Here is a 14,925-nt window from a genome sequence, read left to right as displayed (position 1 = left end):
ACTCTACTTTTTTATGTAACCATCAAAAGCTTTGTGCTCGCTTCTAAATAATTCTTCTTCTGATAATGATTTAAAATAATCGAAGGTTATTTTCATGCCTTCTGCTCTATCTACTTTAGGTGTCCAATTAAATAATTTTTTAGCCAATGAAATATCTGGTTGCCTTTGCAGTGGGTCATCCTTAGGAAGTGGTTTAAATATAATTTTTTGATTTGTCTCTGTGAGTTTAATTATTTCCTGAGCAAAATCTAATATGCTAATCTCATGAGGATTACCAATGTTAACTGGTAGATCATATTCACTAAAAAGTAATCTGTAAATGCCTTCAACCTGATCATCTACATAGCAAAAGGATCTTGTTTGAGAGCCATCTCCAAAAACAGTTAAATCTTCTCCACGTAATGCTTGCCCCATAAATGCTGGTATAACTCTACCATCATTAAGTCGCATTCTTGGACCATAAGTATTAAAAATTCTAACAATACGAGTTTCTAAACCATGAAACCTATTGTAAGCCATAGTTATAGATTCTTGAAAACGTTTTGCTTCATCATAGACTCCTCTAGGACCTATGGTATTTACATTACCATAATATGATTCTTTCTGTGGATGTACTAATGGGTCTCCATAAATTTCAGAAGTTGAAGCTATCAAAATTCTTGCTTTCTTTTCCTTTGCTAGACCTAATAAATTATGAGTGCCTAATGCTCCCACTTTAAGTGTTTGAATTGGGATTTTTAAATAATCAATAGGGCTTGCAGGTGACGCAAAATGTAATATGTAATCTAAATTTCCTGAAATATGAACATAGGTGGTGACATCATGATTATGAAATTCAAAATTCTCTAAAGGAAAAAGATGAGCAATATTTTTTAAATCTCCTGTAATTAGATTATCCATCCCTATAACATAAAACCCTTCTTTAATAAAACGGTCACATAAGTGAGATCCTAAAAATCCTGCTGCTCCTGTAATTAATATTCTCTTCATATAATTATCTTCCTATAGAACTATAAAATTGAACTTCGTTATTAATCTCTTCTAAATCATAAAGATTTCTACCATCAAAAATTACTGAGCTTTTCATTTTACCTCTCATTTTCTCAAAGTTTGGTGTTCTAAAAATACTCCACTCGGTACAAATTAAAAGCGCATCAGCATCTTCAAGAGCACTGTACATATCGTTGGCAAAAGAAATTTTAGATCCTAATTTGCGCTGTACATTTGGCATTGCTTCAGGATCAAATGCTGTAATTGATGCTCCGAGTTTAAGCATTTCATCTATCATATACAGCGATGGTGCTTCTCTTATATCATCTGTTTCAGGTTTAAATGCCAATCCCCAAACGGCTATCTTTTTACCTCTTAAATCATTATTAAAGTAAGAAGCGATCCTTGGCATTAAAATAGTTTTCTGTTTGCTATTTACCTCAATTACAGAGTCTAATATTTTAAAATCGTAATTGTTGTCTTTTCCGGATTTATGAAGCGCCTTTACATCTTTTGGAAAACATGAGCCTCCGTAACCGATTCCTGGAAATAAGAAACGTTTTCCTATTCGAGAATCTGTTCCCATTCCTATTCTAACCTTATCTACATCTGCACCAACTTTTTCACAAAAATTAGCGATCTCATTCATAAAAGTAATCTTGGTAGCTAAAAAAGAATTAGCTGCGTACTTTGTTAGCTCTGCCGATTTTTCATCCATTGTAATTATTGGATTTCCCGACCTTACATAAGGTTTGTAGAGTTTTTCCATAATACTTAAAGCCTTTTTAGAATCTGACCCTACTACGATACGTTCTGGTTTTAAAAAATCGTCTACAGCGAAACCTTCTCTTAAAAATTCTGGGTTAGATACTACATCAAATTCAACATCTGTGTTTTTAGAGATTGCAGCTTTAACTTTTTCAGAGGTTCCTACTGGTACAGTACTTTTATCAACAATTACTTTGTAGTCTTTAATTAATTTTCCTATATCATCAGCGACTCCTAAAATATATTTTAAATCTGCCGATCCATCTTCGTCTTCTGGTGTAGGAAGTGCTAAAAATATAATTTCACCATGTTCTAAGCCCTCTTCTAAAGAGGTTGTGAATTTTAAACGCTTAGCTTTAATATTTCTTTCAAATAAAACATCTAAGTGTGGCTCATAAATTGGAACAACACCATTTTGCATTTTTTCTACTTTTACCTCATCAATATCAACGCATAATACCTCATTACCAGTTTCTGCGAGGCAAGTTCCAGTTACTAACCCTACATATCCTGTTCCAATTACTGATACTTTCATTTTATTGTTTTTTTTAATAGGCTTTTTCCTCGCCCTTAATTACATTAATTACTGTTTTTGTTATTATTTTAAGATCTAAGAATAGTGACCAATTCTCAACATAAAAAATATCATATTTAATTCTGTTTTGCATGTCTTGGTCCGTTTCTATATTGCCTCGATAACCACTTACTTGTGCTAAGCCTGTGATACCTGGTTTAACCATATGCCTAATCATAAACTTGTTAATTTTATCTTTATAATCATTAGTATGGCTTAATAATAATGGTCTTGGTCCTACAACAGACATGCTTCCAAATAGAACATTAAAAAATTGAGGTAGTTCATCTATACTTGTTCTTCTAATAAACTTTCCAACTTTAGTAACTCTCATATCATTCTTAGCTGCTTGTATAGAGTCTGACTCTTTATTAGCCATCATAGACCTAAATTTATAACATGCAAATAGATTAAAATCAGCTCCATATCTTAATTGTTTAAAGAAAATTGATCCTTTAGACTCTATTCTAATTATTAATGCCAATAAAGGAGTAAACCATGATAATATTAATATTATTACAAGTAGTGAAAATATAATATCAAAAGCTCTTTTCCCAAATTTATTTAAATCCGTTTTTAGTGGAATATCGCTTAGCGATAAAATTGGCATTATGTTGTAATTTTCAAACTCTAGCTTTTTTGAAAAGATATATTTGTTGTCAGGAATAAATTTTAGTGTTAATAGGTTATTGTCAGCAAAAAGAACTAATTTATTCATTTGCTCATTTGATAATTCTTTGATAGAACAGTAAACTTCGTCTACTCTAGTTGATTTTATATACCTAAAAAAATCTTCAAATGTCCCTAGCCTATTAGCTTCATTTTTTATTGTAAAAAACCCAAGATAATTATAGCCATAACCTGGCTCATTTTTAAAAAATTGTATTAGTCTTCTTGTGGTTTTATTAGACCCAATGATTACAACTTCCTTATAATTTCTACCTGTAACCACCCTATATTTCTTAAGGAATATGTGTAAAGAAATCCTCCATATACTAAACAATATGAAAAGGAAGATAGAAAATTTAACAACTTTCAGAAATTCAATTTCAGAATAAGTAATATATAAGAATGAAAAAATTAATAAAGTAAAAACAAATATTTGTCTAGCTAGTAGTGATATTATCCTTACAATCTTTGTATATCTGTAGACTTCGTAGAAAGAAAATATTATAGATAATATTATCCAAAATGTAATAAATACTGTGAGGTATAATTGCCTATCAGTTAACAAATAGAAAATTGTAAAGGCAAGAATTATCAAATCAACTAAATATAGAAAAGGTCTAATGAATTGAGAATAGCCTCTTTTACCTAACATATTTTTCTGCTCAATAGTTTAATGGCAAATATAACTTAATCAATCAATTATTAAAACTTAAATCAAGGGCTGAATTACAATTAATAAAAATTGAGGGTTTTGTTATTATTATTGCTGTATTGGCATTTTAGACTAAAAAAAGAATACCATTTATCATTCAAAAACTTCTTTTAACCAATATTCTAAGCTGTATTTCTTATAAATTTCTTGATCAATTTCTTGATATTGATTTTTAATGAATTCTTTAGATATAACTGGATTTTTTCTATTAATAATTAAAATGTTATGCTCATTATAAAAGTCATAACTTTTTATGGATTGATTAGTAGTTATTAACTTTCTTCGAGATCCTAAAACTTCGAGGGTTCTCATTGTTAATCCAGATTGATTAGATTTCTCTACATCCAAAACACAGCTTGCACTTTCAATAATTAATATAATCTGATTTTTGTTTAATGGTTTAAACTCAAATTCGTTCATTCTTGCCTTACTGAAACTTTTCGAAAAAAGTTTCCATAGGTAAAAAATTCTCCAGTCTTGGAGATAAATAAAAAAATATGATTTTAAATTATTGATTTTACAAAAATCTCTAGCTTTCATAAGCACAGGATATCTGTCGGGATGTGCTGTACCAATAAATATTAGGTCATTTGTATTTTTGTTTTGTAATTGTGATATATCAGCATAAGTGTCTAAGTAGAATAATGGTCTGAATTTTAATAATGAATTTTTGTTGGCGTCAACCAAATCAAACGATAGTATTTTGTCGAATAAAGGGAATACTTTTTGAACTGATTGACGATGCTCTATAGAATCCCATAAATACAATATGTATTTTGCTTTAGGTTGTTGATCTTTTATTTTCTTGAGTATTTTTGGAGTTATAACTTCTCCTTTAATAAAAAACACATAGTCATAATCTTTTGTTTGAGTTTTTTTTATGATGTTATTGTAGTATTTCTCAATTCTGTTTTTAACTAAATTTTTATTTAATCGAATTAAGAATTTATACCAAAAGGTGTTTTTAGGTCTTTCATCATAATAATCAACTTCAGCACCTAACTCTATTAATTTATTTTTTATTTCTGATTGATAACCAAAGAAGCTTATTGAAAAAAAAAGTATTTTTTTGCCTTTAAACATGATTAAAAATTTACTTTAATAAGCCTTTATTTCTCATTTCTTCAAACGACTTTGAATATTGGTCTATTTGTGTTTCTTGATTAGAAACCCAGTTGCAAAAAAGTTTAATCCCTTGCTCAAAGGATACTTTAGGTTTGAAACCAAGGTCATTAGATATTTTAGACAAATCAGCATAATTATCTCGTATATCTCCAAGCCTAAAATTACCAGATATTGAATAATCTATATCTGTGTTATATTCTCGGAGAAGATTCTTCATAACATCTAAAACCGAAGTGCGCTCTCCCGAGCCAACATTATAGACATTATAATTAGCTTCTTTTTTTTCAATCCCTAAAATTGTTGCATCAACTACATCTTGAATAAATACAAAGTCTCTGCTTTCTTTCCCATCCTCAAAAATATTAATTTCATTATTGTTTTTAATCCTAGTAGAAAATATAGATAGAATGCCTGTGTAAGGGTTAGACAAAGACTGTCCTGGACCATATACATTCTGATATCGAAAACCAACTACAGGTATGTTTAAAGACTTACCAGCAATCATGCACATCTCTTCTTGTACTTGTTTGGTTAAACCGTAAATAGATGAAGGGTGAATTTGACTTAATTCGTCTGTTGGTAACAATTTTACATTTGTACCACAATATGGACATTTAACATTAAAATCTCCTTGTAGCATATCTTTTTCATTGCGCTCTTTTGGATAGACTGTACCATGCTCAGTACATTGATATTTACCTTCGCCATAAATTGACCTTGAAGATGCGATAACTATTTTTTCAATGGTATGATTATTATTAGCTAAAATATCCAATAGAATAGAAGTTCCTTTAATGTTTACTTCAGTGTACTTTTCAATTTCATACATAGATTGGCCAGTACCTGTTTCTGCTGCTAAATGCACCACGATATGCTGATTATCTAAAGCTTCTATCCAATCTTTTCTTTTTCTAACATCTCCTTTAAAAAATTCTACTTGATTTTTAATAAGATTGTATAAATGTGAGGATTGAGGGTTGTCGCCATGAATTTGCTTAGATAAGTTATCTAATACTCTTATATTATAACCTTTCTTAATAAGAGAAAGAGAGAGGCTAGAACCAATAAATCCTGAGCCTCCAGTAATAAGTATATTTTTTTTCAAAATATATTAATTTAATTAGTGTAAAAAAATTAGTGGTACTAATCAGAAATAATTTAGTTAAACTATTATAACGAAAAGGCAAGATTAATTATACAATAATATCATCAGAAATTAATTGCTCAATTTTTCCTTTTCTAAATATCTCTAATTTACCATCTATTGTATAATCGCAAACAGGAATATTCCTTTGATCAAAATGATTTTTTGAAAGCAAATATAACTTCTCACTACCATGAAGGTCTGGAACTCCCCAATATTGGTTTTTAAAATAATCTTTACTAAAATGATTTACATCATCTCCTTCAAATTTTTTGATTTCATAATTCGTGCCTCTTTTTACTACAAAGCTATGGTCAACACCAACTATATTAACTGATTTAGGATTTAAATATGCTGCAATTTGAAGCGCTGTAAATGTCACTGTACAACCTGTTGATACACCTTTTTTTATGTTGGATCTCATAATCTCTTTGTCTTTAAGCTGAACAAACAAAACGTTTTTTCTTGGCTTAATCCCTAAATACAATGCTTTAACGGGAACTATCAATATTCTTTCTGTGGTATTGAAATACTCTTTATTCTGCTTAATCACCAAGCCATTTACACACGTAATTATTTGTGGTCTCCAAGAACTTTTCTCATAAATTAAATTAATTTTATTCATTCCAATAGACACAAAAGAGTCATATAATTTATCCAATGGGGTTTTATTTAAACTAGGTCCATTACCAACTACCAAAATCGGTTTATTAAAAAATGGAGATAAAATATCCCAATTATTCTTTTGCTTTAAATATAAATAGTATAGAAAAAAGTCTAATATTTTTCTAGGATAGTAGGTAGATATCCTAATTAAATCTAATATTTTTTCTTTCATTTTGAGTAATGATTATTGATAAAATTGCTATAAAAAACAGTGTTGGTTCAATAGTGTAAAATGACGGAATAGATTCTGTGATTCCTATTAATAATAACATAATGATTAAAACCATAATAACTGGTTCCTTAAGCTTTAAAGTTAAAAGTAATATATTATGCATAATTAGTAAAATAATAGAAAGCCCGAAGAGACCAAAATCTATTAAACACTGTATAATAAAATTATGAGATGTTTGCAACCTTTGGCTCTCATATGCTTCTTTTGCTGCATCAGGTAAATTATTTTCAAACCCATTAAGACCATGGCCAAACACAGCATTAACTCCATCAAAAACAACCTGAATTGCAATGGTCCAAATTTCAATTCTTGATATAGACCTCCCTTCAATTTCTCCAGCTCTTTTAAATCCATCAAAAAAAGCTGTATTGTAGAAAATGTAAAGCAACCCAATGATAATTAATCCAAATATCCACCAAGTCTTTTTGAAGAATAATAGAATTTGACGCAATGAAAACCAATATATTGTAGAGAATAATAAAGTGAGTAAAATTATTAACCTAGAATCAGCTAACACCAACATATACAAATAAAATGTAAATATTGAAAAGTATAAAAACTTTCTTTTATTCTGTTTGATAAAGTACAAACTAATAATAGCATTAAGCCCTAACTGAGAAGTAAATACATTAGCACCTGAAGAAAGCGGAAAAAAGATTCTATAATCATATATCCCAAAAAGTCCTAAAATACTATTTAAACCAAGTTTTTGGTCTGAAAAATATAGTTTAAAGTAAATATAGTTAGCAACATTAAATATTAAGAAAGAAATTAGAATAAAACGCAGTGCTTCTTTAGTGGTTTTATCTTTAAAATAAATGTATGCAAATACAGCCCAAATCCAATACGTTAGCATTACTGCAACATCTCTTATTAATATATTGCCATATAACGAACCATGAATTAACACTAAAAAAACTAAGGCTGAAACATAAAAAATAAATTTCGTTGCTTTGTTTTTCTTAATGCTTTTAACACGTTTTAATGTAGAATAGGATATAAGTGTGAAGACTAAAGCAAAAGAAATTATTTTTGCTGGCCCTTCCAAATATGCAACAATTCTTAATAAAAGCACATAAAAGTAAATCATTCAATTCTATTGTATCTTACTATGGCATAAGCACCTTGAACTAATATAAAGTTTAACATTATAATTATTAGCCAAAACTGTTCGCTTATATCTATAATAAATAAAGGCAGTAAATATACAGCAAACACAACTAAATATTGAGTGAAATTCAATGTTTTAATTTTTGTTATTTTATTGTTGTAAATTAATATAAACACTAGCGGTTGAATTAGCATAAATACTAAACCAACCAATGACACCTTAACTAAAAGAGTGTTATATGCTACATATTTTGGAAAAAATATACTAAGTATTTGAGTGTTAAAAATTAATATTATTGATATTAGACCGAGAACAAATGGAACTATTGTTTTTAAAATAACTAAATACATTTTTTTAATAAAGATCCTATTAAATTCAGATGTTTTTTTTATAGCTATTTTAGATTGTAAACCAGAAATAACAGCCATTGTTAATAGTGTAAAAACATTATAAAACTGATACATAATATGTGCATATGCAACAAATAAATCTCCAAAATATATCTGTCCAAGATATCTAACCGCAAAATTAGATAAGAATTCATTTCCTCTTAAAATCGTGTAGTTTATACCCAATCTAAAGTCTTGAATAGAAAAATCGTTTAAATTAATTTTATATGACGTGATTTTGATATTAAATTTTCTTTTAAATAAAATTACACAAGCCAATGCAGTAATAGTTGTTGAAATTAGGAGTGCTACCACAATAGAAAAAAGACTATTAGATATAAAAATTCCGATAATTCCAGATATAAAAAATAAAAAGTAAAGAAGAAAGTCTTCAATAAATATTGATAAATACAAGGAATTATCTGACTTAGCAAATTCTGATAAATTTCTAATAATTACCGAAAACAGTAATGTTGGTAATAATAACAATGAAAAATAAAAATCTTTAAAAATAAAAATCGATATTCCAAATGAAATGCTACTAAATAAAACTAAAGTGAATAATATATTTACTGAGGTTGTTTTAGACCAAATTCTATGTTCTATAAGATTCTCCCGCACTTTATTAAAATAAATAATATAGAGATTGTTCGTAGAAAAAAAAGTGAACATTCTCAATGTAGACCAAAATATTGCAAACCCTGCAAAATCTTTTACAGATAAGTTATAAGCAAAGAAAGAGGTTAATAACAAAAACAAACCTCTGCCAAAAACTTTTCCAAATAGATTAATTAGGCCTAGTTTATCTTTTAAATATTTACTATATAATTGTGTTAATTTACTCAATAACTTTTTCTTTATTTTTGTGAAATAATATCATCAATATAAATGTAAAAAACATTAATCCAGATTGTCTTAATAAAATATTTTCAGTTAAGAAGTTTAATGTTAGTATTATACAGAAAGATATCTTAAGTATGTCTTTTTTTATAATCGCGTTTTTAAATAAAGATATAAGAAATAAAAGAAAGGTAACTAGTCCAATGATACCAATTGTTAAAAGCATATAGAAATATATATTGTGAGAATTAAATTTTCTCTCAATAGCTTTTTGTAATAATTCTGAACCATTTTTTTTATATGGTGTAATTAATCCCTTTTCTAATTGTGCTCCCCAAATATATAACCCAGATTCATTTGATTTATAATGATAATCGGCATTTTCATTTGAAATCCCAATTAATACTAACGGGTTAGTTCTAAGTTTTACTTGTATTGAACATCTATACCAATCTTGTTTTAATTTTTCAATGTTAGCATCTTCTACATTCATGGTTTTTATAACACTTCCTTTGTCTAAATTAAACGTTGCTCTTTGATTTATTTCTCCTAATCTCAATGTAATTGCTTTAGCATTTTCTTTCTTTGCAAAAACAGAAAGTGTATAAATTCCATAACTAGGTAATTCAATATTTCTAGATATACTATATGAAGCAATTAAATCTTTGTTTACTTCAAATATTTTATCAGCTGTAAGAGCACCATCTGGAGCTTCAATTACATTACTTTCAGCATCTGTGTCGTTATTAAACCAGTAAAACTGATCAAATTCTTCATTAAAAAATAAAAAATTAGTAATATTCCTGTCTTTAAATCTTTTATCGTAATCAGAGTTTAATTTATCTTGAGTATCACCAAGACCTAGGCCAAAAAATAATTCTATAGGGTTTAATGTACTTAAAATTGAAAAATGAGAATTATAAATTTCTTTACGAACATCATTTACCTCATACTCATGTTCATCTACAGTAGACTTAACAAAATTAAATCCTCTTTGTACATCTATATCATTAAGCTTAATATAGACCAATATACCGCTAACTGTAAAAAATAAAATTGCGGTTTTTACAAAATTCACAGGTTTTAATTTAAAATAAAATACTATAAGTATACACGTCGCAAATGCTAAGATATTTGAAAATGAAAACGCATAAAATAACCATAAAAAGAAATATAAAAAGAAACTAAGGTGTTGTAAAAAAAGACTTCTATCTTCTCGGAAATAAACTAAAGCCTTGTTTAAAGAGTATATTCCACAAATAATAAAGCCCATGGAAAAATAGGCTTTATGTACAAAAATCAAATCATTGTTTATGCTCTTTGCTATTAGCATTTGAAATTTGTCATAATCCAAAATAAACTGAAAAATTCCAAGATTAGTTTTATCTAAGTTAAAAAGAAAGATTAACGTTATAATAAATGTAAAAGCAATATTGACTACAATAAAGATTTTAAATGAGCTAACTTTAATATTTTTTTTGAATTGAAATTCATAAAAACTTATAAAAAAAGGTGCAATTAATAATGGTAACAACTGAATTAATCGCTTTAGAGCTCTATCTGTATTTTGAGAATACGTTATAGATACAAAAAGTAATATTACATACGCTGTTAATGTGAAAAAACGAATCCAGTTTTCTTTTTTAAAAGTGAAACTATTATAAAGCAACCCAACAATAATTGATACTGATGTAAATGCTATAAATATTAATGATGAAATGTTAAATCTTAAAACAGGGTAAAAACCTAATAAGCAGAATAATATAAATTGTATTCTAATTAATTTGGACTTCAATTCTTCAAGAGATTAATTAAATTATTAACTGCCATTGAACCCTGTCTTTCTACACTCTGATATGTTCTAGAGCCAACATGTGGTGTAATGATAACATTATCAACTCCTTTTAATATATTATCACTTTCCATTGGTTCTGTAATTAAAACATCAGCTAAGTAACCTCTAATTTTATTAGATTTTAAGCCGTCGATTATTGCTTGTGGATCAATTAACATTCCTCTAGATGTATTGATTATTATAGGTGTTTTTTTAAGCTTCTTGAATACTACAGAATTATTAATCATCTTCTCTGAAGATGACGTATGGGGTATGTGTAGGCTAATGATATCTGAATTCTCATATATATCATCAATATTTTCTACAAAATCAATAAAATTGTTTTTTTTCAAAAACGTAGAATCCTTGTAAACATCAAATGCTAAAACCTTCATCCCAAGAGCATGTGATTTTTTCGACAATTCTTTACCTATTGCCCCTAGACCAATAATTCCAATCGTTTTACCTTGAATCTCATTACCAGTCATTCGCTTCCAATTTCCTTTACTAGTCTCTATGTGTTGTAAATGCACATTTTTTTCAAATGTAAATAATAGCGCTAGAACATGTTCTGCAACAGAAGTCTGATTAACTCCAGGGCAATTAGTAACAGGAATACCTATTTCATTTGCCGCTTGTAAATCAATCTTATCCAATCCTACTCCATATTTAGAGATGTATTTTAGTTTACCTTTTGCTCCTTTTTTTATTACTTTTTTAGTGTATTCGTCGTCTCCACAAATTACGGCATCATAATTCTGTATAATAGGTAATAACTCTGCTTCTGGAATAGGTCCTCTTAAGACATCAATATCATAGCCTTGTTGTTTTAAAAGCTCATGATGTGCTCCTGGAGTATCATAAAACGAAGTTGACGTTAGTAAAACTTTCATGCTAGTTGTTGTGGGTTAAATGATTTTTTATGCTCTTTTCAAGTTGGTAAAAATCAATGAATTTCAATCCATGATAATCTTTAAACAAATATTCATTTTCTTCATTTTCACGAAGTGCAAAATGAAGATTCGAGAATAACGCTGCATCATAATCTGTTGTTGCGTCACCTAAAAATAAAGTTTCCTCTCTCTTAAGTTGATGTTTTCCAATTAAATATTCTGTCCAATATTTTTTATTTTTGGGAGAACCATGTATTCCAATAAAATAATCAGTCAAATTTCGTTTGTCTGTTATTACTTTTATCTCTGTTGTTGGTGTTCCTGTAATTATCCAGTATTTCAATTTTGAGGCGTATTTTTTAATAAAGTATTCTGCACCTTTAACTTCATCTGAATTAATAACCTTGTTTAACACTAAATCACTGAATTGTTGTGCTAATTCTTCTATCCCGTCTTGAGAAATTGGAGTATTTAGAAATTCTTCATGGTAAATTTTAAACTTTTCATATCGAGAAACTCCGCCATGCCTTGTATGATGGAGTTCTACTTTATCTGCAATAGATTTGCCATAGGGTAAATATAAGTCTCTGAAAGCCTCTGTTTTGGCGGAGACTGACTCAGCTATAACACCATCAAAATCAAAAAAAATATTTTTAAATTTTGTGTTTTTGCCTAAAATTATTGAAGTCTTTTTCATTTGCAAAGCCTATAATGTTGCCCCAATCCTTTGAGTTTATTTCATTAATATCTGTAGACATTTTTTTCCAGTCGTGCTGTATTCCATATTCTTTAATAGGAAACCAAATAGAATAAACTAAAAAATAGCCTTTGTCTTTTAAAAATTGAGCCATTTCTTTCGTTGAATAACCTAGTAATTTTGTTTTTTTATCTTCAAATTCACACATTAAAATTCTTGGCATAAAGTCAGAAAAATCAAACCCTTTCAGCGCCATTAAATCATACCCTTCAATATCAATTTTTAAGAAATCAATCTGTTTTAGATTTTCTGCTTTAACAAAATTCTTAAGCATTATTGTGCTCAATTCATGAGAAACTACTTGGTTTTCATTGAATTTTAATAAACTAGGAATACCAGCCGATGATGTACTTGTGTAAAAGGTTTTGGTTTCTTCAACATCAGAAACTGCCTTTTCTATCAAATTAGCTTTCAATTTCCATTTATTTAAATAATCAGATATTCTTTTATTATTTCCTTTATCTGGTTCAAAAGCATATATATCCCAACCTTTAAGTAAAAACGGCATAAATGATGAGCCATTACAAGAGCCTACATCAAACATTACACCTTTATTAAAATCTAAAAACTCATTAATTATTGGTATTTCATCAAACCTTTTTCTGAATCGTTCTCTTAAATAAAAAAAATATTTAGGATGCAATGTTCTCTTTAAAAAATTCTTCATTTTCAATTAATTTAGAATGGTATAAATTTGAGGAATTATTTTGGAAATTGGATGGTTATTTTCGCATAAGTTCTTAAGTAAATTTAGCTTTTCTTCTCCACTAGCAATTAGCACTATTTTTTTTGAATTAAGAATTAAAGGAAAAGTCATTGTAATTCTATCAGTATTGAGTTTTGGGATTTTGTTTAAAACGACTAAATCTTTTTTATTACCTAATGCGTCAGTTCCTGGAAATAAGGAAGCGGTATGGCCATCTAATCCCATTCCCAAAATAATTAAATCAAATTGTGGTAAGTCATTTTTACTTCTAAGGTTTTTAATTATTAGTTTTTCATAATTAATAGCTGTCTCTTCATAGGTTAAATCTTCTCTAACCATAGAGTAATATTTAGAATGAAGAGATTTAAAAAAGCAGTTATGGATATTATTAAAATTACTTTGCTCGCTTTTAAGAGGTACACACCTTTCATCTACTAAATAAAATGAAATGCGTTTCCAATCTAACTTATATGTGCTTAACAATTCATATATTGGTAACGGAGAGCTTCCACCAGATAATGCAATATTTATGGCCTTTTCCTCTTTTAATAAATCAAGTATTATTGATTCTAAAACCTTTGAAGACTTATGAACAAATTCATCAGGGCTAAATGTTGTTAACTGTTGTAAATTATTCTTCATTATTATGAACAGAACGAATACATTCTAATAATCCTTGCCCCATATCTATATGAGGGTTTGCTATAAGTTTTCTACTTAATGATGGCTCAAATGAATATGGTGTAAACTTGTAGTGATTTTGATAGTCTTTACTTTCACAAATAATTTCAATTTTATCGTTTAATATTTCATTAATCATATTAAACAGTTCAGAGCGTTTCATCCGTTCATTTCCTGTCAAAATTACATGAAGGTTGTTAAATTTATTCGTTTCAATAACATCTACTGAAAGCTTAGCTGCATCTGAAGCATGGATATACTCTCTTAATTCTTCACCATCACCTTTATGCTCTATCTTATTTTCTAATACTGCTTTTTTTACAAGACTATAAATGTAATTATTATCGTATTCAAGTTCTGAATATACAGAGCCATATCTAAGAATAGTAAAATCAAGATTGTATTTTTTATGATATTCTTCTGTTATCTTTTCTGAGGCAAGTTTGCTTATACCATAAAACGAGCCTTTGTTACTCATAGCATATGCACTACTTGCATAAACAAATTTCTTTACTTTATGTACAATACACCCTTCAAGAATATACATATTACCAAGAACATTTAACTCAATTGTTTTTAAAGGTTCCTTTACGGCATAATCTAAATTAGCAAAGCCCGCAAGGTTATAAACCACCTCATAATTATCATTAAATGCTGCATTTACTTGTTCTTGATCGGAAATGTCACATAAAACATGTTTTACATCTCCTGAAAGCTTATGCTTAGTTTTTATATCCGCAACTGTAACATCGTAATTTCTAGAAATTAACTCGCGTAAGAGGTAATGCCCTAAAAATCCGAATCCTCCAAAAACTAAAACCTTTTTCATTGGAT

14 protein-coding genes are annotated in these 14,925 nt (G+C 28.3%); all 14 read right to left on the bottom strand.

The features are described from left to right. Positions 1 to 3 precede the first annotated feature (3 nt). Entirely contained in the window at positions 4 to 990 is a 987-nt protein-coding gene (locus RM697_RS05400) for a UDP-glucuronic acid decarboxylase family protein (RefSeq protein ID WP_311426840.1), read from the bottom strand. Between the two features lie 4 nt (positions 991 to 994). Continuing rightward, positions 995 to 2,293 carry a UDP-glucose dehydrogenase family protein gene (locus RM697_RS05395; RefSeq protein WP_311426839.1) on the bottom strand — a complete coding sequence of 433 codons (1,299 nt, stop codon included), beginning with the start codon at positions 2,291 to 2,293 and terminating at the stop codon, positions 995 to 997. A gap of 13 nt (positions 2,294 to 2,306) precedes the next feature. Beyond that, positions 2,307 to 3,653: an undecaprenyl-phosphate glucose phosphotransferase gene (locus tag RM697_RS05390; RefSeq protein WP_311426838.1), complete on the bottom strand. Its 1,347-nt coding sequence runs from the start codon at positions 3,651 to 3,653 to the stop codon at positions 2,307 to 2,309. A 153-nt stretch (positions 3,654 to 3,806) separates the two neighbouring features. Further along, the gene (locus tag RM697_RS05385) at positions 3,807 to 4,796 is read right to left on the bottom strand and encodes a WaaS/CpsH family glycosyltransferase (protein WP_311426837.1); all 990 of its coding nucleotides are present in this window, start codon (positions 4,794 to 4,796) and stop codon (positions 3,807 to 3,809) included. A 10-nt stretch (positions 4,797 to 4,806) separates the two neighbouring features. After that, on the bottom strand, positions 4,807 to 5,943 hold the full coding sequence (locus tag RM697_RS05380; protein ID WP_311426836.1) for an NAD-dependent epimerase/dehydratase family protein: 1,137 nt from the start codon (positions 5,941 to 5,943) through the stop codon (positions 4,807 to 4,809). Between the two features lie 88 nt (positions 5,944 to 6,031). Next, entirely contained in the window at positions 6,032 to 6,820 is a 789-nt protein-coding gene (locus RM697_RS05375) for a 6-hydroxymethylpterin diphosphokinase MptE-like protein (protein ID WP_311426835.1), read from the bottom strand. Next, positions 6,792 to 7,970, bottom strand: coding sequence for an O-antigen ligase family protein (locus RM697_RS05370; protein ID WP_311426834.1), 1,179 nt, complete (start codon positions 7,968 to 7,970; stop codon positions 6,792 to 6,794). The genes RM697_RS05375 and RM697_RS05370 overlap by 29 nt, the downstream gene beginning before the upstream one ends. Next, complete coding sequence (locus RM697_RS05365) at positions 7,967 to 9,226, bottom strand: hypothetical protein (RefSeq protein ID WP_311426833.1); 1,260 nt, start codon at positions 9,224 to 9,226, stop codon at positions 7,967 to 7,969. The genes RM697_RS05370 and RM697_RS05365 overlap by 4 nt, the downstream gene beginning before the upstream one ends. Then, positions 9,219 to 10,298 (bottom strand): O-antigen ligase family protein, encoded by a 1,080-nt coding sequence (locus RM697_RS05360; RefSeq protein WP_311426832.1) that lies wholly within the window; start codon positions 10,296 to 10,298, stop codon positions 9,219 to 9,221. Before RM697_RS05360 ends, RM697_RS05365 begins: the two co-directional genes overlap by 8 nt. Positions 10,299 to 11,011: 713 nt before the next feature. Further along, entirely contained in the window at positions 11,012 to 11,947 is a 936-nt protein-coding gene (locus RM697_RS05355; protein WP_311426831.1) for an NAD(P)-dependent oxidoreductase, read from the bottom strand. 1 nt (position 11,948) lies between these two features. After that, entirely contained in the window at positions 11,949 to 12,644 is a 696-nt protein-coding gene (locus RM697_RS05350) for an HAD family hydrolase (RefSeq protein WP_311426830.1), read from the bottom strand. Continuing rightward, complete coding sequence (locus RM697_RS05345; protein ID WP_311426829.1) at positions 12,601 to 13,371, bottom strand: FkbM family methyltransferase; 771 nt, start codon at positions 13,369 to 13,371, stop codon at positions 12,601 to 12,603. Before RM697_RS05345 ends, RM697_RS05350 begins: the two co-directional genes overlap by 44 nt. Positions 13,372 to 13,377: 6 nt before the next feature. Then, positions 13,378 to 14,052: a 6-phosphogluconolactonase gene (gene pgl, locus RM697_RS05340; RefSeq protein WP_311426828.1), complete on the bottom strand. Its 675-nt coding sequence runs from the start codon at positions 14,050 to 14,052 to the stop codon at positions 13,378 to 13,380. Continuing rightward, positions 14,042 to 14,920, bottom strand: coding sequence for an NAD-dependent epimerase/dehydratase family protein (locus tag RM697_RS05335; RefSeq protein WP_311426827.1), 879 nt, complete (start codon positions 14,918 to 14,920; stop codon positions 14,042 to 14,044). The genes pgl and RM697_RS05335 overlap by 11 nt, the downstream gene beginning before the upstream one ends. Positions 14,921 to 14,925: the final 5 nt, after the last annotated feature.

The sequence above is a fragment of the Microcosmobacter mediterraneus genome, assembly GCF_031846265.1.
Taxonomy (GTDB): Bacteria; Bacteroidota; Bacteroidia; order Flavobacteriales; family Flavobacteriaceae; genus Microcosmobacter; species Microcosmobacter mediterraneus.
Note: the sequence above shows the minus strand (reverse complement) of the source record. Positions and strands in the feature narration are given on the sequence as shown.

Excerpts from the sequence above, each read along its gene's own strand:
- RM697_RS05400 (WP_311426840.1), bottom strand. The coding sequence starts at position 990 with ATGAAGAGAATATTAATTACAGGAGCAGCAGGATTTTTAGGATCTCAC.
- RM697_RS05395 (WP_311426839.1), bottom strand. The coding sequence starts at position 2,293 with ATGAAAGTATCAGTAATTGGAACAGGATATGTAGGGTTAGTAACTGGA.
- RM697_RS05390 (WP_311426838.1), bottom strand. The coding sequence starts at position 3,653 with ATGTTAGGTAAAAGAGGCTATTCTCAATTCATTAGACCTTTTCTATAT.
- RM697_RS05385 (WP_311426837.1), bottom strand. The coding sequence starts at position 4,796 with ATGTTTAAAGGCAAAAAAATACTTTTTTTTTCAATAAGCTTCTTTGGT.
- RM697_RS05375 (WP_311426835.1), bottom strand. The coding sequence starts at position 6,820 with ATGAAAGAAAAAATATTAGATTTAATTAGGATATCTACCTACTATCCT.
- RM697_RS05370 (WP_311426834.1), bottom strand. The coding sequence starts at position 7,970 with ATGATTTACTTTTATGTGCTTTTATTAAGAATTGTTGCATATTTGGAA.
- RM697_RS05355 (WP_311426831.1), bottom strand. The coding sequence starts at position 11,947 with ATGAAAGTTTTACTAACGTCAACTTCGTTTTATGATACTCCAGGAGCA.
- RM697_RS05350 (WP_311426830.1), bottom strand. The coding sequence starts at position 12,644 with ATGAAAAAGACTTCAATAATTTTAGGCAAAAACACAAAATTTAAAAAT.
- RM697_RS05345 (WP_311426829.1), bottom strand. The coding sequence starts at position 13,371 with ATGAAGAATTTTTTAAAGAGAACATTGCATCCTAAATATTTTTTTTAT.
- pgl (WP_311426828.1), bottom strand. The coding sequence starts at position 14,052 with ATGAAGAATAATTTACAACAGTTAACAACATTTAGCCCTGATGAATTT.
- RM697_RS05335 (WP_311426827.1), bottom strand. The coding sequence starts at position 14,920 with ATGAAAAAGGTTTTAGTTTTTGGAGGATTCGGATTTTTAGGGCATTAC.